The 19,603-nt window shown below is 65.7% G+C and carries 17 protein-coding genes and 1 pseudogene; 15 read left to right on the top strand and 3 right to left on the bottom strand.

Translation table 11 applies throughout. The annotated features are described in order from the left end of the window. Positions 1 to 12 precede the first annotated feature (12 nt). The 4 genes from DIE15_RS20310 (at position 13) to DIE15_RS20295 (ending at position 5,880) form a co-directional block, all read left to right on the top strand. Positions 13 to 753 (top strand): gluconate 2-dehydrogenase subunit 3 family protein, encoded by a 741-nt coding sequence (locus DIE15_RS20310; RefSeq protein ID WP_057928258.1) that lies wholly within the window; start codon positions 13 to 15, stop codon positions 751 to 753. Further along, positions 753 to 2,531: a GMC family oxidoreductase gene (locus tag DIE15_RS20305; protein ID WP_057928257.1), complete on the top strand. Its 1,779-nt coding sequence runs from the start codon at positions 753 to 755 to the stop codon at positions 2,529 to 2,531. Before DIE15_RS20310 ends, DIE15_RS20305 begins: the two co-directional genes overlap by 1 nt. Next, positions 2,528 to 3,946, top strand: a complete 1,419-nt coding sequence (locus DIE15_RS20300; RefSeq protein ID WP_124834191.1) for a cytochrome c — start codon at positions 2,528 to 2,530, stop codon at positions 3,944 to 3,946. Before DIE15_RS20305 ends, DIE15_RS20300 begins: the two co-directional genes overlap by 4 nt. A 218-nt stretch (positions 3,947 to 4,164) precedes the next feature. Continuing rightward, entirely contained in the window at positions 4,165 to 5,880 is a 1,716-nt protein-coding gene (locus tag DIE15_RS20295) for a cation:proton antiporter (RefSeq protein ID WP_057928255.1), read from the top strand. 147 nt (positions 5,881 to 6,027) lie between these two features. On the opposite strand, the gene DIE15_RS20290 is transcribed toward DIE15_RS20295, so the two are convergent. Both DIE15_RS20290 and DIE15_RS20285 read right to left on the bottom strand, forming a co-directional pair. Beyond that, positions 6,028 to 7,926 (bottom strand): penicillin-binding protein 2, encoded by a 1,899-nt coding sequence (locus tag DIE15_RS20290; protein ID WP_124834190.1) that lies wholly within the window; start codon positions 7,924 to 7,926, stop codon positions 6,028 to 6,030. A gap of 379 nt (positions 7,927 to 8,305) precedes the next feature. After that, a complete protein-coding gene (locus DIE15_RS20285; protein WP_057928253.1) occupies positions 8,306 to 8,653 on the bottom strand; it encodes a DUF3564 family protein in 348 nt (115 codons plus the stop codon). Between the two features lie 650 nt (positions 8,654 to 9,303). Between DIE15_RS20285 and DIE15_RS20280 the strand changes: the two genes are divergently transcribed. Beyond that, complete coding sequence (locus tag DIE15_RS20280) at positions 9,304 to 10,515, top strand: SDR family oxidoreductase (protein WP_124834189.1); 1,212 nt, start codon at positions 9,304 to 9,306, stop codon at positions 10,513 to 10,515. A gap of 70 nt (positions 10,516 to 10,585) precedes the next feature. Here DIE15_RS20280 and hpaR read toward each other — a convergent pair whose 3' ends face one another. Further along, positions 10,586 to 11,026 (bottom strand): homoprotocatechuate degradation operon regulator HpaR, encoded by a 441-nt coding sequence (gene hpaR, locus DIE15_RS20275; protein ID WP_057928251.1) that lies wholly within the window; start codon positions 11,024 to 11,026, stop codon positions 10,586 to 10,588. A 153-nt stretch (positions 11,027 to 11,179) separates the two neighbouring features. Here hpaR and DIE15_RS20270 point away from each other — a divergent pair, with 153 nt between their 5' ends. The 10 genes and pseudogenes from DIE15_RS20270 to DIE15_RS20225 all read left to right on the top strand — a co-directional run bounded on the left by DIE15_RS20270 (position 11,180) and on the right by DIE15_RS20225 (position 19,521). Next, on the top strand, positions 11,180 to 11,869 hold the full coding sequence (locus DIE15_RS20270; protein WP_124834188.1) for a fumarylacetoacetate hydrolase family protein: 690 nt from the start codon (positions 11,180 to 11,182) through the stop codon (positions 11,867 to 11,869). Then, positions 11,866 to 12,630 carry a fumarylacetoacetate hydrolase family protein gene (locus tag DIE15_RS20265; RefSeq protein WP_124834187.1) on the top strand — a complete coding sequence of 255 codons (765 nt, stop codon included), beginning with the start codon at positions 11,866 to 11,868 and terminating at the stop codon, positions 12,628 to 12,630. Before DIE15_RS20270 ends, DIE15_RS20265 begins: the two co-directional genes overlap by 4 nt. A gap of 22 nt (positions 12,631 to 12,652) precedes the next feature. Continuing rightward, entirely contained in the window at positions 12,653 to 14,116 is a 1,464-nt protein-coding gene (gene hpaE, locus DIE15_RS20260; RefSeq protein ID WP_057928248.1) for a 5-carboxymethyl-2-hydroxymuconate semialdehyde dehydrogenase, read from the top strand. Positions 14,117 to 14,160: 44 nt separating this feature from the next. Further along, complete coding sequence (gene hpaD / locus DIE15_RS20255; RefSeq protein ID WP_057928247.1) at positions 14,161 to 15,009, top strand: 3,4-dihydroxyphenylacetate 2,3-dioxygenase; 849 nt, start codon at positions 14,161 to 14,163, stop codon at positions 15,007 to 15,009. Positions 15,010 to 15,038: 29 nt separating this feature from the next. Next, positions 15,039 to 15,431 carry a 5-carboxymethyl-2-hydroxymuconate Delta-isomerase gene (locus tag DIE15_RS20250; RefSeq protein ID WP_124834186.1) on the top strand — a complete coding sequence of 131 codons (393 nt, stop codon included), beginning with the start codon at positions 15,039 to 15,041 and terminating at the stop codon, positions 15,429 to 15,431. 19 nt (positions 15,432 to 15,450) lie between these two features. Then, positions 15,451 to 16,254: a 2-oxo-hept-4-ene-1,7-dioate hydratase gene (gene hpaH / locus DIE15_RS20245; protein WP_124834185.1), complete on the top strand. Its 804-nt coding sequence runs from the start codon at positions 15,451 to 15,453 to the stop codon at positions 16,252 to 16,254. Positions 16,255 to 16,266: 12 nt separating this feature from the next. Further along, positions 16,267 to 17,070, top strand: a complete 804-nt coding sequence (gene hpaI / locus DIE15_RS20240) for a 4-hydroxy-2-oxoheptanedioate aldolase (RefSeq protein ID WP_057928244.1) — start codon at positions 16,267 to 16,269, stop codon at positions 17,068 to 17,070. A gap of 94 nt (positions 17,071 to 17,164) precedes the next feature. Continuing rightward, positions 17,165 to 17,631 (top strand): annotated as a pseudogene (locus tag DIE15_RS20235) (excisionase family DNA-binding protein). Between the two features lie 361 nt (positions 17,632 to 17,992). Next, entirely contained in the window at positions 17,993 to 19,024 is a 1,032-nt protein-coding gene (locus DIE15_RS20230; protein WP_260428296.1) for a DUF6402 family protein, read from the top strand. Continuing rightward, positions 19,021 to 19,521, top strand: a complete 501-nt coding sequence (locus DIE15_RS20225) for a hypothetical protein (RefSeq protein WP_244104804.1) — start codon at positions 19,021 to 19,023, stop codon at positions 19,519 to 19,521. Before DIE15_RS20230 ends, DIE15_RS20225 begins: the two co-directional genes overlap by 4 nt. Positions 19,522 to 19,603: the final 82 nt, after the last annotated feature.

The raw sequence follows: 19,603 nt of genomic DNA, 5'->3' as shown, positions 1-19,603 counted from the left end.
CAACATCCGACCATGTCCACGCCACCCGACAAACCCAATTCGCGTCGCCGCTTCCTGCGCACGTCGGTCGCACTCGTGCCGATCGCGTCGGTCGCCGGTTGCGACCTGCGCTCGTCGTCGTCGTCCGCCACCACGGCCGGCAATGCCTCCGCCGCGTCGGCCGGCGCCGAACGCGCGCCGTACAAGCCGACTTTCTTCGATGCGAAGGAGTGGGCGTTCGTCCAGGCCGCGGTCGACCGGATGATTCCGGCCGACGCGGAAGGCCCCGGCGCGCTCGAATCCGGCGTGCCCGAATTCATCGATCGCCAGATGGAAACCCCGTACGCGCACGGCGCGACGTGGTACATGCAGGGGCCGTTCCAGCAGGGCGTGCCCGAGCTCGGCTACCAGCTCAAGCTCGTGCCGCGCGACATCTACCGCCTCGGCATCGCGGCGGTGAACCGTTATTGCGAAAAGGCTCACGGCAAGGCGTTCGCCGACCTCGACGCACCGACCCGCGATACGGTGCTCGGCGCGCTGGAGAAGGGCGGCGCGCAGATCGACGACGTGCCGTCCACCGTGTTCTTCGGCCAGTTGCTGCAGAACACGCGCGAAGGCTACTTCTGCGATCCGGTACACGGCGGCAATCACGACATGGCCGCGTGGAAGATGATCGGTTTTCCGGGCGCGCGCGCCGACTTCATGGATTTCGTCAACCAGAACGGCAAGCCGTATCCGTATGGCCCGGTCTCGATCAACGGGGAGCGTACCTGATGGCCGCAGAAAAGAAGCCGCACGTCGATGCGGTGATCGTCGGCTTCGGCTGGACCGGCGCGATTCTCGCGAAGGAACTGACCGAAGCGGGATTGAACGTGGTCGCGCTCGAGCGCGGCGAGTATCGCGACACTTATCCGGACGGCGCGTATCCGAACACGATCGACGAGCTGACCTACAACGTCCGCAAGAAGCTGTTCCTCGACCTGTCGAAGACGACCGTGTCGATCCGCCACGGCGTGCAGGACACCGCGCTGCCGTACCGGCAGCTCGCCGCGTTCCTGCCGGGCGAGGGCGTGGGCGGCGCGGGGCTGCACTGGTCGGGCGTGCACTTCCGGATCACGCCGGAGGAACTGCGCCTGCGCAGCCACTACGAAGAGCGCTACGGCAAGAAATTCATCCCCGAAGGGATGACGATTCAGGACACGGGTGTCAGCTACGACGAGCTCGAGCCGTATTTCGACTTCGCCGAGAAGGTGTTCGGCACGTCGGGGCAGGCGTACAAGGTCGGCGGCAAGGTGGTCGGCGACGGCAACGTGTTCGAGGCGAACCGCAGCGACAACTTTCCGCTGCCCGCGCAGCTCAATACCTATTCGGCGCAGCGCTTCTTCGATGCCGCGAAGTCGCTCGGGCTGCATCCGTATCGGCTGCCGTCGGCGAACACGTCGGGACCGTACACGAATCCGTACGGCGTGCAGATGGGGCCGTGCAACTTCTGCGGCTACTGCAGCGGCTACGCGTGCTACATGTACTCGAAGGCGTCGCCGAACCTGAACATCCTGCCCGCGCTGAAGCAGGTGCCGAACTTCGAGCTGCGCTCGAAGTGCCACGTGCTGCGCGTGGACCTGGACGACACGAAGAAGCGCGCGACGGGCGTCACCTACGTCGACCCGGCCGGTCGTGAAGTGCACCAGCCGGCCGATCTCGTGATCGTCGCCGCGTTCCAGTATCACAACGTGCACCTGCTGCTGCTGTCGGGCATCGGCAAGCCGTACGACCCGATCTCGGGCGAAGGTGTCGTCGGCCGCAATTTCGCGTACCAGAACCTGTCGACGATCAAGGCGTTCTTCGACAAGGACACGTACACGAACCCGTTCATCGGTGCGGGCGGCAACGGCGTCGCGGTGGACGACTTCAACGCGGACAACTTCGACCATGGCCCGCTCGGTTTCGTCGGCGGCTCGCCGCTGTGGGTGAACCAGGCCGGCGTGAAGCCGATCAGCGGCATCGCGACGCCGCCCGGCACGCCGCAGTGGGGCTCGGCGTGGAAGAAGGCCGTGAAGGACAACTACGCGCACACGATCTCGATGGACGCGCACGGCACGAACATGTCGTACCGCGACGTGTACCTCGACCTCGATCCGACCTATCGCGATTCGTACGGCCAGCCGCTGTTGCGGATGACCTTCGACTGGAAGGACAACGACATCAGGATGGCGCAGTACGTGACCGGGCAGATGAAGAAGATCGCGGAGGCGATGGGGCCGAAGGCGATCGGCGTGTCGACGCGCGAGTTCGGCAAGCATTTCGATTCGCGCGCGTACCAGACGACCCACCTCGTCGGTGGCGCGATCATGGGCACCGACCCGAAGACGAGCGTGCTGAACCGCTATCTGCAGTGCTGGGACGTGCACAACGTGTTCGTGATGGGCGCCTCGGCATTGCCGCAGGGCATCGGCTACAACCCGACCGGGATCATCGCGGCGCTGGCCTACTGGTCGGCACGTGCGATCCGCGAGCAATACCTGAAAAATCCCGCCCCGCTGGTGACCGCATGAAGAGGACGATGAACCACCACAACGCCGTGCGCTGCCTGATCCCGCTGCGGCGCGCGCTGGCGATCGGCACCGCATGGGCGGCGTTTGGCTTCGCCGGTCCGGCCTTCGCGCAGCCGGCGGCGGCTTCGGCGGCGTCCGGTACGGCCGCACCCGTGGCCCGGTCGGCCGACGCGAGCCTGATCAAGCGAGGCGAATACCTTGCCCGCGCGGGCGACTGCATCGCGTGCCACACGGCGAGCGGCGGCAAGCCGTTCGCGGGCGGGCTGAAGTTCGACACGCCGATCGGTGCGATCTATTCGACGAACATCACGCCAGATCCGAAGACGGGCCTCGGCGGCTGGACGCTCGACGACTTCACCCGCGCGGTGCGCGAAGGTGTGCGCAAGAACGGCGACACGATGTATCCGGCGATGCCGTACCCGTCCTACGCGCGCCTGAACGACGACGACGTGAAGGCGCTGTACGCGTACTTCATGCACGGCGTCGCGCCGGTCGAGCACGAGAACCGCGCGGTCGACATCGTGTGGCCGCTGTCGATGCGCTGGCCGCTGACGTTCTGGCGCAAGATGTTCGCGCCGGCGCCGAAGCCGTTCGATGCGGCGCCGTACACCGATCCGGTGGTCGCGCGCGGTGCGTATCTCGTGCAGGGTCTCGGCCATTGCGGCGCGTGCCATACGCCGCGCGCGGCGACGATGCAGGAGCGCGCGCTGACCGACGCGGGCGGCCTCGACTTCCTGGCCGGCGGCGCGGCGATCGACGGCTGGGTGCCGACGAGCCTGCGCGGCGAGCCGCGCACCGGGCTCGGCACGTGGAACGAAACCGAGATCGTGCAGTTCCTGAAGACGGGCCGCACGCTGCGCACGGCCGCGTTCGGCGGGATGACGGACGTGGTCGGCCACAGCATGCAGCACATGAGCGACGACGACCTGACTGCAATTGCACGCTACCTGAAGACGCTGCCGCCGCGCGTGCAGGGCGAGCAGCCGCACGTGTACGATGCGGCCGCCGCGAAGGCGCTGCAAACCGGCGACGCGAGCAAGCCGGGCGCAGCCGTCTATCGCGACAACTGCATGGCCTGCCACCGCAGCGACGGTCACGGCTACACGCGCGTGTTCCCGGCACTCGCCGGCAACCCGATCGTGCAGGGTGAGGATCCGACGTCGCTGATTCACGTCGTGCTGGAAGGCAGCGCGCTGGAGGGCACGCACACCGCGCCGTCGACCTTCACGATGCCGCCGTTCGGCTGGCGCCTGTCGGACCAGGAAGTCGCGGACGTGTCGAACTTCGTGCGCACGAGCTGGGGCAATACGGGCGCGCCGGTCACGGCCGCGCAGGTCGCGAAGGTGCGCAAGAGCATGCCATCGACGCGACCGGAGCCGCCGCCGGGCGCGCGGTTCCCGCAGGCGTCGCGCTGACGAACTTGGCGGGGCGACGGGGCGTCCGGCCCCGCCCGATCGATCCGCCTCGCGGCGCCGTCTAGCCCGCGAAGTTCGTTCCGTGCGACCGGGGTTGCACCCCGCAATGGCGCGCCACCGCGTGAATTTTTCGCGGCGGCGCGCCATTTTTTCCGTGTCATCCCTTATCCTTTCATTCTTGAACCTTACTAAATAGTTACAAGAACTTGGGAGGGGGGATGCCTCATGATGTCAGCCTGATTGCGTTGCTCGCGGCCGGTTTCGGCCTCGCGATGATCTTCGGTTACCTCGCGTCGCTGCTGAAAATGCCGCCGCTCGTCGGCTATCTGCTTGCCGGGATCGTGATCGGCCCCGGCACGCCCGGTTTCGTCGGCGATCTGTCGCTCGCGCAACAGCTTGCCGAAGTCGGCGTGATGCTGCTGATGTTCGGAGTCGGTCTCCATTTCTCGCTCGGCGACCTGCTCGCGGTGCGCAAGATCGCGCTGCCGGGGGCCATCGTCCAGATTACCGTCGCGACGCTGCTCGGCGGCGGGCTCGCGCTCGCATGGGGCTGGAGCGTTGGCGCGGCACTCGTGTTCGGCCTCGCGCTGTCGGTCGCGAGCACGGTCGTGTTGCTGCGCGCGCTAGAAGGGCGCGGGCTCGTCGAGACGGTCAATGGGCGCATCGCGGTCGGCTGGCTCGTCGTCGAGGATCTCGTGATGGTGCTCGTGCTCGTGCTGCTGCCGCCCGTCGCGGGGCTGCTCGGCGGCACGCCGCCCGGCGACGTGCACGCGGCCGGCGGCAGCGTGTGGGGCACGCTCGGCGTCACGATGCTGAAGGTCGCCGCGTTCATCGCGCTGATGCTGGTGGTCGGCAAGCGCGTGTTTCCGCGCATTCTGTGGCTCGTCGCGCGTACCGGTTCGCGTGAGCTGTTCACGCTTTGCATGATCGCCGCGGCGGTCGGCATCGCGTTCGGCGCGGCGAAGCTGTTCGACGTGTCGTTCGCGCTCGGCGCATTCTTTGCCGGGATGATGATGCGCGAGTCGGAATTCAGCCGGCGCGCGGCCGACGAGACGCTGCCGCTGCGCGACGCGTTCTCGGTGCTGTTCTTCATTTCGGTCGGGATGCTGTTCGATCCGAAGGTGCTGCTCGCCGAGCCGCTGCACGTGATCGAGGTCGCGGCGATCGTGTTGATCGGCAAGACGCTCGCGGCGGTCGCGCTCGTGATCGCGTTCCGTTATCCGCTGAACACCGCGCTGACGGTCGGCGCGGGTCTCGCGCAGATCGGCGAGTTCTCGTTCATCCTCGCGGGTCTTGGCCGGGCGCTCGGACTGCTGTCGGCCGAGGGGCAGAGCCTGATTCTCGCGGTTGCGCTGATCTCGATCGCGATGAACACGCTGCTGTTCGCGATGATCGATCCGGCGCTCGTATGGATCCGCAAGCATTCGGCGTTCGCGCGCAAACTCGAGGCTCGCGACGATCCGCTCGCCGCGCTGCCGATGTCGACGCCGCAGACGCACCTGACCGGCCAGGTCGTGATCATCGGCTACGGCAAGGTCGGCACGCGGATCGCACATGCGCTGGACGAGCGCGGGATCGCGTATGTCGTCGTCGAGCAGAACCGCGAGCTCGTCGAGAAGCTGCGCGCGGACGGCGTCGCGGCCGTGTCGGGCGACGCGATCGAGCCGGTCGTGCTCGTGCAGGCGCATATCGCGCGCGCCGGGATGCTGGTCGTCACGCTGCCGGACGTATTCGACGTGCGGCAGATCGTCGAGATATCGCGCACGCTGAACCCGGCGCTGGAGGTCGTGCTGTGCACGAACAGCAGCGACGAGGCCGCGTTGCTGTCGAGCGAGGGCGTCGGCACGGTGTTCATGGGCGAGAGCGAACTCGCGCGCGGGATGACCGAGCACGTGCTCGGCAGGATGGTGAGGCCGGTGGCGGCAGCGCATTGACGGTCGCGCGGCCGGGTCCGCCCGGTTAGCGGGATTGCACCGGCCGTCGGAACGGCGGGAACGGCGCAAGGGCGCGTGCGAGGCATTCGGCACGGCGAAGCGCACACGCATGCGTCGGCAGCCGCGCCCGGTACCATCCGGCAGGCTTCAGCCTGCCGCCTTCGTCTGGACGGCCGCGCCGGCGCCGGGTTGCTCGGCCGTCTTCACCGGCATTGCCGCCTTCTGCGCGGCCGCCGTCTTCGGTTGCACCGCGGCCTTCGGCGCTGCGACCGTCTTCTGCGGGGCCACCGCCTTGGCCGGCGCATTCGGCGTCGGCTCGACCGGCGCGTCGGGCGGCACGCCGAGCAACTGCAACGAGCCGCTCGTGACCGACGAAAACACCGGGCCGGCCACCGTGCCGCCGTAGTAGCCCTTGCCGCGTGGCTCGTCGATCATCACCGCGACGATCAGGCGCGGGTTGCTCATCGGCGCCATCCCCGCGAACAGTGCGCGGTACTTGCCCTTCGCATAGGTCGCGCCGACCTGCTTGCGCGCCGTGCCGGTCTTGCCGCCGATCCGGTAGCCGTCGACGCGCGCGCGGCGCCCCGTGCCGCCTTCGCCGACCGCCGACTCGAGCATCGCGCGGATCGCCGCCGCGGTTTGCGGCGACGTCACGCGGTGGCCGCGATGGGCATCGATCGTCTGAGGGTCGGAGCCGTTCTTCAGCAGCGACACCGGGTGCAGCGTGCCGTCGCCCGCGTAGGCGGTGTAGGTCTGCGCGATCTGCAGCAGCGACATCGACAGCCCGTAGCCGTATGCCATCGTCGCCTGCTCGATCGGCCGCCAGCGCTGGTAGCCGCGCAGGCGGCCCGATGCGACGCCCGGGAACGTCAGTTCCGGCGCACGGCCGATCCCGTATTCCTGGTACTTGTTCCAGATCGTTTCGGCCGGCAGGTTCAGCGCCAGCTTCGCGAGCGCGACGTTGCTCGACTTCTGCAGCGCCTGCGAGACGGTCAGCGAGCCGTGGTTCGACGTGTCGTGGATCACGGCCGGGCCGATCTTGTAGGTGCCCGGCGACGTGTTGATGATCGTGTTGGGCGTGACCTTGCGCTCGTCGATCGACAGCGCGACGACGAGCGGCTTGATCGTCGAGCCGGGTTCGAACGTGTCGATCACCGCGCGGTTGCGCAATTGCTGGCCCGTCAGCCGGGCGCGATCGTTCGGGTCGAAGGTCGGGTAGTTCGCGAGCGCGAGGATCTCGCCGTTCTGCGCGTCGAGCACGACGACGCTGCCGGCCACCGCGTTGTTCTCGATCACCGCGGCCTTGAGCTGGCTGAACGCGAGCTGCTGGATGCGCCGGTCGATCGTCAGTTCGATCGTCGCGCCGTGCTGCGCGGGGACGAGCGGGCGCGTGTCGGACACGATGCGCCCGAGCCGGTCGCGGATCACCTCACGCTGCCCGGACGTGCCCGACAGCCGCCCATTCGCCGCGAGCTCGACGCCTTCCTGGCCCTTGTCCTCGACGTTGGTGAAGCCGACCACGTGCGCGGCCGATTCGCCTTCCGGATAGAAGCGCTTCGAATCGGCGATCTGCGTGATGCCGTCGATCGCGAGCTTGTCGAGCCGGCTCGCGGTGTCGGCGTCGACCTGCCGCTTGAGCAGCACGAACGTACGGTCGTTGCGCAAGCGGCGCTTCGCTTCCGCGAGCGGCATGTCGAGCAGCTTCGCGACCTGCGGATAGTCGATTTCGGCGACCTGTTTCGGGTTTGCCCAGATTTCATAGGTCGACAGGCTGACCGCGAGCATCGCGCCATTGCGATCGACGATGCGCCCGCGCATCGCGTCGAGCTCGATCGTGCGCTGGTAGCGCTTCTGGCCTTCCCCGACGTAGAAATCCTGGTTCGCGATCTGCACCCAGAACGCGCGTCCGATCAGCGCGGCGAAACCGATGGACACCATGATCACGACGAACTTCGAGCGCCACATCGGCAGGCGCGACGCGAGCATCGGATGCTTGGTCGCGGCGGCGTACGGATCGGCGGGATGGGTCTTCTTTTTCACGCTCATGCAAGGGCCGGGTCGGGCCGCCGGACGGCGGCGAGTCAGTCGGAATAATGTGATTGTAATAAATGAGTAAACATCATGTGGGGAAAGTATGTTTCGGCCCCGTAAAAGATGCGTATTCAAGGCCGGATAGGGCGGAACGAGGCGGGAACGAGGTGGGAGCGACGGCGAGGCGTCGCTCGCCGGTTCGCCCGATCGGGAGGGCGCGGTGCGATCGTTACCACCGCGCCGCCGCGATCCAATTAACCCGGCCCCGATTAATTTCGAGACGGGAAAATAAAAAGCGCCTCGGAGAGAGGCGCCTTATTTCTGAATATCGAAATGAATATCGCGGAAACTGGAATAAACCCGAAAACCCCCAGAGGAATGCCGTCAAAAATACCTATCGCGCGACGGAAATAAATTCCTCGTATTCCGGCTCCACCGTGGAGCGATCGACCGCCTGCAGGCGCCACGCGCCGTGCGGGTGCTCGCCGGCGAGCACCGCGGGACCCTGCTCGCGCTGCGAAGCGCTGAACGACAGGCCCTTCAACTGGCACACGGCATTCCCGCTGTCGGCCGCGCAGAGGGCCATCGCGCCTTCTACGTCCCGAACCTTGCCCCAGGTCGGAAGATCGATGCCCTGGTGTGCCTCGCGTGACCACAGGCCCTCGTCGGTATCGACCCACAGCACCGCGAAGGCGTGTCGGGTTGCCGATTCGCTGCCATTAATCCGAATGGTGAGGCGCATTGGATCTTCTCCTGAAGAAAATGACACATTCGACCGTTTTGGTTTGAACAGTCTAGATAGACTGACGTGAAACGCAAGTGATAATCCTCAATAAATCCGAATTGAGTCTATTGGGGTTTCAGATGAAACGACGTCTGACGATCCATCACGATTCCGGCAGCGCGAGCAAACGCAGGCGCCAGCGCGATCCGCGCGCCGTGACCGGACGCTGGCGGGCCGAGGACATGCGATGACCTGGGGCGGTGGCCGCGTCGAAGTGCCGCGCTGAAAGCGGTCTCACCCGACGCGCGCGGGTCGTCCTGTCATGCACGCCGCAAAATGCCGACCGACCGGACGTTTCAATGATTTGACGGCCCGGCGGCTACGACACACTCCGACATTCGCGTACAAATCCGCACACTTTCACGAAACTTTCAGGACAGACTTGCGGGCGATCGGACCCCACACTTGGCATTTCCCGATCCTGCGCTGCGGACGCCCGTCCGTGGCGGGCCGCCACCTCTTTCCGGAGACGCGATCGACGCGATCGCGGGCTGCAGCCCGATCGGGATTGCCGGGCGTGCGTCGGCCCCGGCCCGGCCGACCGCCGTACGCCACCCCGCTACCCGGGGCAGCCGCGCCGTCCGGCCGATTCTTCGAAGGAGACTATCGTGCTGATCTGGAAAACCGCGTTGTCGCTCAACTGGCGCACGAGCCTCGTTTCGCCGGCCAGCGCACCGGTCGCGGCGGCCAACGTCGGCGGGCTGGTGCTTACCGGTGCCACCGGCTTCATCGGCAGTACCGTGCTGACGGCGCTCGTCAACGCAGGGTTGCTGGAACGGATCGTGTGTATCGTGCGTGCCGAGAATCGCGGCCACGCGGTCGCGCGTCTGCGCGAAGCGGCGCTGCGCGCGGGGCTTGCGCCGTACTGGGCATCGCGTCTCGGCGACGCGAACGTGGTCGTCGGCGCGCTCGGCGACGTGTGGCAGGGCCCCGATGCGCCGCGTCTCGCCGGCGCGACCCACGTGATCCACTGCGCGGGCCATGCATCGCCGGCCGACGGTGCGCACCTGCAGGCGGACATCGCCGATTCGCTCGGTTTCGCCGCGCGCTTCGCGCACGCGCCGCAGCTGCAGCGTTTCGTCTATGTCGGCACCGCGTTTGCACATGCCGGCCGCGGCGGGATCGTCCACGAGGAAATGGCCGGCCCGGTGGCGAGCGGCGCCGCGCACGGCGGCGATGGGCTGCCCGGCGCGGTGCTCGCAGCCGACTACCTGCACGCGAAAGCGGAAACGGAGCAGCGCCTGCGCGGGCTCGGCCTGCCGCTCGTCGTCGTGCGTCCGTCGCATGTCGTCGGCCACACGGTGCTCGGCACGCGGCCCGCGCCGAATTCGTTCTGGATGTTCCGCGTCGCGCATGCGGCGCGCCGCTTCACCGCGCGGCCGATGACGCGCATCGACATCGTGTCGGTCGACGACGTTGCGCGCGCGACGATGCTGTTGGCCGTAAAGCCGACGCTGATGCACGACGTGTATCACGTGTCGGCCGGCGACGAGGCGCCGCAGGTCGCGCAGATCGTGCGCGCGATGGACGAGGCGGCCGGCATGACGGGCGCGCCGCGCTACGCGGCATGCGTGCCGGCCGAACTGCCGCTCGTGGTGCGCGACGTGCTCGGGCGGCACGATCCTGCGCTCGAGCGTGTGATCGGCCGGGCGCTGCAGCGTTGCGCGGAATTCGCGACGGTCGATCGCGTATTCGACAATCGCCGCGTGCGCGACGAAATCGATTTCGAGCCGCTGCCGTTTGTCGATTACGTCGAGGAATGCATGCGCACGTCGCGCGGCGTCGCGGTGACCGAGCTGATGCGCGGCGCGCTGCACTGAGCGCCCGCGCGATACGGCACCTGCTGGTTCAGGTTCGCGGCCGCTTGCGGCGGCCCGGTGCCGGCAGGTCCTACGACGCGCTGCCGAGCTCGATCAGCCGGTCGAGCGCGCGATAGATGTCGTCGAGGCCGTCCTGGCCGAAACGCGCTTCAAGCTGACGATACTGCTCGTCGATACGCGGACCGATTTCGGTCACCAGCTTCTTGCTCTGCGGCGTCAGGCTCACCAGCAGCCGGCGCTGATCTTCCTGCGCGCGCATGCGCGTAATCAGGCCGTCGCGTTCCATTCGTTCCAGCACGCCCGTCAGGCTTGGGCTCAGGATGCAGCAGCGGCGTGCGATCTGTCCTGCTTCGAGCGCATGTGTCGGCTCGCCGTCGAGCACGCGGATGATCCGCCATTGCTGTTCGGTCAGCGCGAATTCCTTGAGAATGGGGCGGAACATGCCCATCAGCGTTTCGCGGGCCTCGAGCAGCAGCATGGCCAGGTTGCGATGGTCGAGCGTACGGTTCATCGGGGGTGGGGAATGGACGGGGACGCATCAATCTTAACAGCCGATGGTGATGAATTCCGCATATCAGGGTAATCAAGGTTGCCAGCGTCCGGTTGTTTATTTAAGATATTAACTATTGACGATGCGCCGCGACGCGCGGCAGGGGAATGACGCATGGAGCTGTCTTGCAGGACCGCCGCGGCGCCGCCGCTGCCGGTCGCCATCGGTACCGTCTACGGTGCGCTGCTCAACGAGCGCGCCGCACTCGACGCGCTCGGCGATGCCGTGCACGCACCGCCTTACGGCCGTCCGCCGCAGGCGCCGATCCTTTACATCAAGCCGGCCAACACGCATGCGGCGGACGGCGCGGCGGTCGTGGTGCCGGCCGGCATCGACGCGCTGGAGATCGGCGCGTCGGTGGCCGTCGTGTTCTCGCGACGCGCGACGCGCGTGCCGGCCGCGCAGGCGCTCGACTACCTGCACGGCTTCACGCTTGCGAGCGACGTGTCGGTTCCGCATCCCGATTACTACCGTCCGGCCGTGCGCTTCAAATGCCGCGACGGCTTCTGCCCGCTGGGTCCGGCGATCGTGCTGGCGGCCGCGCTCGGGGACGTCGACGCGATCGGCCTGACCGTGCGGATCGACGGCAACACGGCGGTGTCCGCGTCGACCGCCACGCTGATCCGCCCGGTGCGCGAACTGATCGCCGACGTGACGGCCTTCATGTCGTTCGACGCGGGCGACGTGCTGCTGCTCGGCGTTCCGGGCGCCGCACCGCGCGCCCGCGCGGGCAGCACCATCGAGATCGCCGCCGACGGCATCGGCACGTTGCGGCATACGCTGATTGCGGAGGACGCACGATGAAGACGGCGCGCGTGATCTACAACGGCGCACTGCATGCGGCCGAACCGGCGGGCGACGGCGTGATTCGCCTCGACACGGGGCGCGTGATCGCCGAGGACGCGGTGACGTGGCTGCCGCCAATCGCGCCGCGCACGACGTTCGCGTTGGGCCTGAACTACGCGGACCACGCGAAGGAACTCGCGTTCAACGCGCCGAGCGAGCCGCTGATCTTCCTGAAGGGGCCGAACACGTTCATCGGCCACCGGTCGCACACCGTGCGCCCGGCGGATGCAACGCACATGCACTACGAGTGCGAGCTGGCCGTCGTGATCGGCCGTCCGGCGCGCAACGTGAGCCGCGCGCAGGCGCTCGATTACGTCGCCGGCTATACGGTCGCGAACGACTATGCGATCCGGGATTACCTCGAAAACTACTACCGCCCGAACCTGCGCGTGAAGAACCGCGACACCTGCACGCCGCTCGGGCCGTGGTTCGTCAGCCGGGACGAAATCGGCGATGCGGGCGGCCTGACGCTGCGCACGACGGTGAACGGCCAGGAGACGCAGCGCGGCAGCACGCGCGACATGATCTTCGACGTGCCCGCGCTGATCGAGCATATCAGCGGCTTCATGACGCTCTCGCCGGGCGACCTGATCCTGACCGGCACGCCGGAAGGATTGGCGGACACGAAACCGGGCGACGAGGTCGTGACGGAAATCGAAGGGATCGGCCGGCTCGTGAACACGATCGTCGGCGAAGCAGACTACTATCGCGCCGGCTGAGCCCGTCGCCCAAGGAGAGAGCATGACCATCAAGCACTGGATCGACGGCCGCGAAGTCGAGAGCCGCGAGACCTTCACGACGCTGAACCCTGCGACGGGCGACGTGATCACCGACGTCGCGTCGGCCGGCGAGGCCGAAGTCGACGCGGCCGTGCGCGCGGCGAAGGAAGCGTTTCCGAAGTGGGCGAACACGCCTGCGAAGGAGCGTGCGAAGCTGATGCGCAAGCTCGGCGAACTGATCGAGAAGAACGTGCCGATGCTCGCCGCGCTCGAGACGCAGGACACCGGCCTGCCGATCGCGCAGACGAGCAAACAGCTGATTCCGCGCGCGTCCGAGAACTTCAACTTCTTCGCGGAAGTGTGCGTGCAGATGAACGGCCGCACGTATCCGGTCGACGACCAGATGCTGAACTACACGCTGTACCAGCCGGTCGGCGTGTGCGCGCTGGTGTCGCCGTGGAACGTGCCGTTCATGACCGCGACGTGGAAGACGGCGCCGTGTCTCGCGCTCGGCAACACGGCCGTGCTGAAGATGTCGGAGCTGTCGCCGCTGACGGCCGACCAGCTCGGCCGGCTCGCGCTCGAAGCCGGCATTCCGCCGGGCGTGCTGAACGTCGTGCAGGGTTACGGCGCGACCGCCGGCGATGCGCTGGTGCGCCATCCCGACGTGCGCGCGGTGTCGTTTACGGGCGGCACGGTAACGGGCAAGCGGATCATGGAACGCGCCGGCCTGAAGAAGTATTCGATGGAGCTTGGCGGCAAGTCGCCGGTGCTGATCTTCGACGATGCCGATTTCGACCGCGCGCTCGACGCGTCGCTGTTCACGATCTTCTCGATCAACGGCGAGCGTTGTACCGCGGGCTCGCGGATCTTCGTGCAGCGCACGATCTACGACCGTTTCGTGCAGGAATTCGCGCGCCGCGCGAACAACCTGGTGGTCGGCGACCCGTCCGATCCGGGCACGCAGCTCGGCGCGATGATCACGCGCCAGCACTGGGAGAAGGTAACCGGCTACATCCGCATCGGCGAGCAGGAAGGCGCGCGCGTGGTCGCGGGCGGCGCGGACAAGCCGGCCGGTCTCGCCGATCATCTTCGCCACGGCAACTTCGTGCGGCCGACCGTGTTCGCGGACGTCGACAACCGGATGCGCATCGCGCAGGAAGAGATCTTCGGGCCGGTCGCGTGCCTGATCCCGTTCGAGGACGAGGAAGAAGGGCTGCGGCTCGCGAACGACACGTCCTACGGGCTCGCGTCGTACATCTGGACGCAGGACGTCGGCAAGGTGCATCGCCTCGCGCGCGGCATCGAGGCCGGGATGGTATTCGTGAACAGCCAGAACGTGCGCGACCTGCGCCAGCCGTTCGGCGGCGTGAAGGAATCGGGCACCGGGCGCGAGGGCGGCGAGTACAGCTTCGAGGTGTTCGCGGAGATCAAGAACGTGTGCATCTCGATGGGTTCGCATCACATTCCCCGCTGGGGCGTGTAACGGGCGCGGGGCGTTTTGGCGCAAAAGAATACGGAGACTTGATGATGGGCAAACTGTCCCTCGCCGCGAAGGTCACGCACGTGCCGTCGATGTACCTGTCGGAGTTGCCCGGCAAGCATCACGGCTGCCGCGAGGCAGCGATCCGCGGCCATCGGTTGATCGGCGAGCGCTGCCGTGCGCTCGGCGTCGACACGATCGTCGTGTCGGACGTGCACTGGCTCGTCAACGCCGGCTATCACGTGAACTGCAATGCGCGCTTCTCGGGAATCTACACGAGCAACGAGCTGCCGCATTTCATCCGCGACATGCAGTACGCGTATCCGGGCAACCCGGAACTCGGCCGCCTGATCGCCGAGACGGCCAGCGCGCGCGGCATCGCGACGCGCGCGCACGAGATCGACAGCCTCGAGCTCGAATACGGCACGCTCGTGCCGATGCGCTACATGAACGGCGACCAGCACTTCAAGGTCGTGTCGATCGCCGGCTGGTGCATGTGGCATCAGCTCGACGAGAGCCGGCGCTTCGGCGAGGCGCTGCTCGAAGCGATCGAGAAGAGCGATTCGAACGTCGCATTCCTTGCGAGTGGCTCGCTGTCGCATCGCTTCAACGACAACGGCAGCCCCGAGGAATCGATCCACCAGATCAGCCGCGAATTCTTCCGGCAGGTCGACCTGCGCGTGGTCGAGCTGTGGAAGCAGGGCGATTTCAAGACCTTCTGCGCGATGCTGCCCGAGTACAACGTGCATTGTCACGGCGAAGGCGGGATGCACGACACGGCGATGCTGCTCGGCCTGCTCGGCTGGGATCGCTACGACAAGCCCGTCGAGATCGTCACCGACTATTTCGCGAGCTCGGGCACCGGGCAGATCAACGCGATCTTCCCGCTCGCCTGAGCGCCGCATCACCTATCCGGAGCGTTGCCATGCCACACATCGTCGTCGAATACACCGCGAACATCCGCGACGACGCGCGCATTCCCACGCTGCTGCGCACGATCAACGCCACGCTGATCGCGCAGGGCGGCGTGTTTCCGACGGGCGGCATCCGCTCGCGTGCGATCGAGCTGCAGGACTACTGCGTCGCCGACGGCACCGAGGACGACGCGTTCGTCCACGTGACGCTGAAGATCGGCTCGGGCCGCAGCGACGAGACCAAGAAGGCCGCGTGCGACGCGCTGTTCGACGCGATCAAGGCGCATTTCGTGGAGCTCTACGCGACGCGTTATCTCGCGCTGTCGATGGAACTCACCGAGTTCAGCGAAAGCGGCTCGTACAAACACAACAACATCCACGCCCGCTACAAGCGGGCCGGCTGAACCCATTCCCGATCCGACCATGCTCGAACCCGCCATCATCGACCAGCTCGCACGGCGTCTGCACGACGCCGAGCGCGAACGCACGCAGATCCGCCAGATCTCGCTCGACCATCCCGACATCACGATCGACGACGCATATGCGATCCAGCGTGCGTGGGTGGCACTGAAACTCGTGGAAGGTCGCACGCTCAAGGGCCACAAGATCGGCCTCACGTCGAAGGCGATGCAGAACACGTCGCAGATCGACGAACCCGATTACGGCGCGCTGCTCGACGACATGTTCTTCGACGACGGCGGCACGATCCCGACCGGACGCTTCATCGTGCCGCGCGTCGAGGTCGAGCTCGCGTTCGTGCTCGGCAAGCGGCTCACCGGCCCGAACTGCACGATCTTCGACGTGTATGACGCGGTCGACTACGTGGTGCCCGCGCTCGAGATCATCGATGCGCGCAGCCAGTCGATCGATCCCGATACGAAGCGGCCGCGCAAGGTGTTCGACACGATCGCCGACAACGCGGCGAACGCGGGCGTCGTGATCGGCGGGCGGCCGGTGCGGCCGCAGGACGTCGATCTGCGCTGGGTTGCCGCGATCATGTCGCGCAACGGCGTGGTCGAGGAAACGGGTGTCGCGGCCGGCGTGCTGAATCATCCTGCCAATGGCGTCGCGTGGCTCGCCAATCGGCTGTCACGCTTCGACGTCGAGCTGGAGCCGGGGCAGATCGTGCTGGGCGGCTCGTTTACGCGGCCGTGCGCAGCGCGGCCGGGCGACACGTTCAGCGTCGACTACGGCCCGCTCGGGACGATCCAGTGCTACTTCGAGTGAGGTGAGCGAGCGATGCAGATTCCGTCGAATGTCTTCAAGGCCGCGCTCGCGCGCGGCGACGCGCAGATCGGGCTGTGGCTCGGGCTCGCCAATCCGTACAGTGCCGAAGTCGTCGCGGGCGCCGGTTTCGACTGGCTGCTGATCGACGGCGAACATGCGCCGAACACGGTGCCGACGATCCTCGCGCAGTTGCAGGCGATCGCGCCGTATCCGTCGCATCCGGTCGTACGCGTGCCGTGGAACGATCCGGTGATCGTCAAGCAGGTGCTCGATCTTGGCGCACAGACGCTGCTCGTGCCGATGGTGCAGAGCGCCGACGAAGCGCGCGCGGCGGTGGCCGCGACGCGTTATCCGCCGCACGGCATTCGCGGGGTCGGCAGTGCGTTGGCACGCGCGTCGCGGTGGAACCGGGTCGGTGACTATCTGCATCGTGCGAACGACGAGATGGCCGTGCTCGTGCAGGTCGAGACGCGTGCGGGGCTCGACGCGATCGATGCGATTGCGCGGGTCGAGGGCGTGGACGGCGTGTTCATCGGTCCGGCGGATCTCGCTGCCGATCTCGGACATCTCGGCAATCCGGGGCATCCGGATGTGCAAGCGGCGATCGACGGCGCGATCCGGGCGATCAAGGCGGCCGGCAAGGCGCCGGGGATTCTCAGCGCGGATGAGGCGGCGGCGCGGCGGTATCTGGAAGCGGGGGCGTTGTTTGTCGCGGTGGGAGTCGATACGACGCTGCTGGCGAGGGGGGCGGAGGCGCTGGCGGTGCGGTTCAAGGGGAAGGGCGAGGTGGCGACGAAGCGGGATGCGACGTATTGAGCGATACCGGAGGTTGCTAGTTCCATAGAGTTCGATCGAATTTCGTTGACTGAGATTAAGATTTCGCATTCCAAAACCTACATTGGAGTGCGCGATGCCCCATACGTCGACGTCTGACACGATCTTGCCCGTGGACCGCGAGGTGCAGGCGGCTGTCGAAGGGCAGCGTGCGCTGGCGGCTTGCCTCGCCACGCGAACGGAAATACAGCGCATCCAGATTTTCGACGACGAAAATTGCGCGCATCAAGTCGAACTCCCGACGTCTGCACTGCGCCTGCTGGTTGACTCCTCGCTGAACTCGCCGATGGCAACGCCGTCAAGGTCGTGCCTGTTCATGCTGGGCTGACGACGCAGGAAGCGGCTGACTTGCTCAATGTGTCGCGGCCGCATCTCATAAAGCTTCTCGAATCGAAGGCGCCGCCGTATCACAAAACCGGAAAGCACCGTTGTGTGCGCTTGTCCGATCTGACGCGCTACAAGACGGAACGCGATCAGGTTAGCATCGATGCAATGGAAGAACTGAGCCGGCAAGCGCAAGAGTTCGGAATGGGCTACGAATGACGAGGTCGCCGTTCACAGTTGACAACGATGCTTGGGTGCTTTGTCCCGAATCGCGGGACTGCCTGCCGCTTGTTTCACGACACGAGTTTTCCGCGTTGGCGACTCCGTCGAATCTGTGATTCTTGATGAACGGCGCATGCGTAACGTTGTGAACCGGTGAGTGAATCTGTAAGGTCCGGGATTCTACAACCCGAGGGGAAGCCACGGTGAGCGATAACGATAGGATTCCGTACTTCAGGATCAACAAGCTGATTTGGAAATGGAAGCTATGCGACGGGGACGATGGGGAATCCCGGCGTGTGATCTTGGCCTATCACTGACAATGGCGCCGCCGGCGAGCGAGTCGCCAGTAGAGCAATCTATGCCCGTTGCGCAGGTCGACAAGCGTGACTCGCTCGACAAGATGGTGGACGATATCGAAAAGGTCGCGACTGCGTTTTCTCGTTTCAAGAAGTGGTTGGATGCACCTGTTCCGCCCAAGCAACCGAAGCCGACGGAGAAGGAAAGGGTGGTGCCGCCTTTCGATATTCAGCAAATTCCCGATGCAATGCGCAAAGAGCATATGCCAGTTTCGGCGAAACTGATGGAGCGTTGGTTTGCGGGGCAGCTCAACTACTCGCCCACATCAAAAGATCAGCAGAACGAGATCAACCAGAATGGCGAACTCTACCCTGAGTCAATGGTCGATCGGACTACCATAAGACTGGATTGGGTCCTCAAGCACGCGCGTGCCAGGAAGGCATACGATAACCTGGTAAATACCGATATATACAGTTCGCGTGCATACGAGGCCCTCAAAGACATTATCGGCCGCTACCGTGGTCGCGGAGAAGTATCGCCTTGGACGGTCAGCGGCTACGATATTCGCAAGCTACACAAAGGATTCCAGTTTCAGCGAGCAGCGGTAGAAAGCTCGTTTGAGCAGAAGGCACTGCAGGCCGTACGGCGGCTTCCGGATGCCGGTGTTCCTGACGACCTGACCGGCGCGTTGGGGGCATTCAACCTTTATGCGGCAGTAGCACGCGTCATTTTCGATGCGGAGAACAGGAAGGCGACGGTTACGAATATTGTCGTATACGTCAGGGATGGCTATTCCTTCGACGGGGCAACAGATTCACGATCCCAGTACCTGGGCCACTGGAGCAAAAACGGTGTGGTTATCGTGCCGAGTTACACGGCAGCGAATCTCGCAGAGCAGCCCTGGTTCGACTTTCCCGTCGTGTCCGGCAGTACGGCCGCAAACCTCTATGAACCAGGGAAGGTTTACTATCCGGTCCGGAACCGTTCGTTCCGGGAGTGGCAAGACAGGCACCATCGAGGCGGAGACTTCATTGTATTTTCGGACTATAGGCCGATCATGCTCGCTGAACCAATAACGGTGTACTTCGAATGAACGGATTGGCGACCGCCATGCAAGGGGCAGGTTTGGTTGCACTTGCAGAAATCGCGTTGATCGGAATCGCAGTGTGCATTCTGATAGTTATCTTATGCAGTCTTGCACGGAAAGAGGGGCGTGCCGCACGAATGAAGTCGGGAATGAAAGTGCTCGGTTTAGGTCTGGCAACTGTCACTTTTTTGTGCTTCGCGGGCTCTTACTATCAGGATGCGCGTGTGCGCGCTCGAGCAACACAGTTTGATACCGAGCGCTCCAGGAACGACGGGGGGCGCTACACGGCGCAATACGCCTACCTGGGAGGAGATCGGATCCTTCTTCGGCTCTATCGGACATCCGACATGCAATTGCTTGCCGAGCGGACTTACGAGTACCCGGATGCTGTTCGCTTGATATGGACTAAGGAATCCATAATATTCGATACTGCGGTGGATAGCGATGGAGAGATCAAGCTTCCCCCTGCACAGATCGAACGATGGAAGGCCATGTTGCCGTAGATATGCGCGATTAGTACGTGTGCGACCGCGTAGTGCGGTATGGCTCGCCGCACGAGGACGCGCCAGGGCCGTGGCGACAGCG

Origin of the sequence: Burkholderia sp. Bp9031 (assembly GCF_003857965.1) — a bacterium.
GTDB lineage: Bacteria > Pseudomonadota > Gammaproteobacteria > Burkholderiales > Burkholderiaceae > Burkholderia > Burkholderia ambifaria_A.
The sequence above is the reverse complement of the archived record's forward strand: the minus strand, read 5'-3'. Positions and strand labels throughout refer to the sequence as shown.

Excerpts from the sequence above, each read along its gene's own strand:
- DIE15_RS20270 (WP_124834188.1), top strand. The coding sequence starts at position 11,180 with ATGGAGCTGTCTTGCAGGACCGCCGCGGCGCCGCCGCTGCCGGTCGCC.
- DIE15_RS20310 (WP_057928258.1), top strand. The coding sequence starts at position 13 with ATGTCCACGCCACCCGACAAACCCAATTCGCGTCGCCGCTTCCTGCGC.
- hpaE (WP_057928248.1), top strand. The coding sequence starts at position 12,653 with ATGACCATCAAGCACTGGATCGACGGCCGCGAAGTCGAGAGCCGCGAG.
- DIE15_RS20250 (WP_124834186.1), top strand. The coding sequence starts at position 15,039 with ATGCCACACATCGTCGTCGAATACACCGCGAACATCCGCGACGACGCG.
- hpaR (WP_057928251.1), bottom strand. The coding sequence starts at position 11,026 with ATGAACCGTACGCTCGACCATCGCAACCTGGCCATGCTGCTGCTCGAG.
- DIE15_RS20300 (WP_124834191.1), top strand. The coding sequence starts at position 2,528 with ATGAAGAGGACGATGAACCACCACAACGCCGTGCGCTGCCTGATCCCG.
- DIE15_RS20230 (WP_260428296.1), top strand. The coding sequence starts at position 17,993 with ATGCCCGTTGCGCAGGTCGACAAGCGTGACTCGCTCGACAAGATGGTG.
- DIE15_RS20290 (WP_124834190.1), bottom strand. The coding sequence starts at position 7,926 with ATGAGCGTGAAAAAGAAGACCCATCCCGCCGATCCGTACGCCGCCGCG.
- DIE15_RS20285 (WP_057928253.1), bottom strand. The coding sequence starts at position 8,653 with ATGCGCCTCACCATTCGGATTAATGGCAGCGAATCGGCAACCCGACAC.
- hpaI (WP_057928244.1), top strand. The coding sequence starts at position 16,267 with ATGCAGATTCCGTCGAATGTCTTCAAGGCCGCGCTCGCGCGCGGCGAC.
- DIE15_RS20295 (WP_057928255.1), top strand. The coding sequence starts at position 4,165 with ATGCCTCATGATGTCAGCCTGATTGCGTTGCTCGCGGCCGGTTTCGGC.
- DIE15_RS20265 (WP_124834187.1), top strand. The coding sequence starts at position 11,866 with ATGAAGACGGCGCGCGTGATCTACAACGGCGCACTGCATGCGGCCGAA.
- hpaD (WP_057928247.1), top strand. The coding sequence starts at position 14,161 with ATGGGCAAACTGTCCCTCGCCGCGAAGGTCACGCACGTGCCGTCGATG.
- hpaH (WP_124834185.1), top strand. The coding sequence starts at position 15,451 with ATGCTCGAACCCGCCATCATCGACCAGCTCGCACGGCGTCTGCACGAC.
- DIE15_RS20225 (WP_244104804.1), top strand. The coding sequence starts at position 19,021 with ATGAACGGATTGGCGACCGCCATGCAAGGGGCAGGTTTGGTTGCACTT.
- DIE15_RS20305 (WP_057928257.1), top strand. The coding sequence starts at position 753 with ATGGCCGCAGAAAAGAAGCCGCACGTCGATGCGGTGATCGTCGGCTTC.